The 639-nt window shown below is 35.2% G+C and carries 1 protein-coding gene; it reads left to right on the forward strand.

What is annotated here, in order from left to right; all coding sequences use genetic code 11:
- A partial coding sequence (locus tag HMPREF2758_RS03960; protein WP_070609261.1) for an IS3 family transposase occupies window positions 1-639 on the forward strand: 639 nt, incomplete at both ends.

The following is a 639-nucleotide window of genomic DNA, read 5'->3' on the forward strand; positions in this document are numbered from 1 at the left end:
TGGCTATCGTAGACTCTGGGCTGAGTTATGTAAGTTAGACTATGTTATCTCAGAAAACAAAACTCAAAAACTGTGTCAAAAACTGGGTATCCAGGTCACTTGTTTTGGCCATCGGAATCGGACATATAAATCTTATAAGGGAGAAATCGGGAAAATCGCATCTAACCTGATTCGTCGTCGATTTAAGACATCGATTCCCCATCAAAAAATCACCACAGATACTACGGAATTTAAGTATTATGAATATGATTCCGCAGGGATTCCACGGATTAAAAAGTTATATTTAAATCCCTTTTTAGATAGGTATAATTCAGAGATTATTAGTTATTCCATCAGTAAGCAACCAACATTTAGACCGATTATGGAGGCTTTAGCACAAGCCATCGAACAGACAAAAGATTGTCCATTTCGAAGAACCTTTCATTCTGATCAAGGTTGGGCTTATCAAATGAAACCTTATGTCAACACCTTGAAAGACCAAAAAATATTTCAGAGTATGTCACGTAAAGGAAATTGTTTAGATAATGCCATCATGGAAAACTTCTTTGGCATCTTAAAGCAAGAAATTTATTATGGTCACACGTTTAACTCTTATGATGAATTGAAACAAACGATCGAAGACTATATTGAATACTACAA

Source organism: Facklamia sp. HMSC062C11 (assembly GCF_001810675.1).
GTDB lineage: Bacteria > Bacillota > Bacilli > Lactobacillales > Aerococcaceae > Facklamia > Facklamia hominis.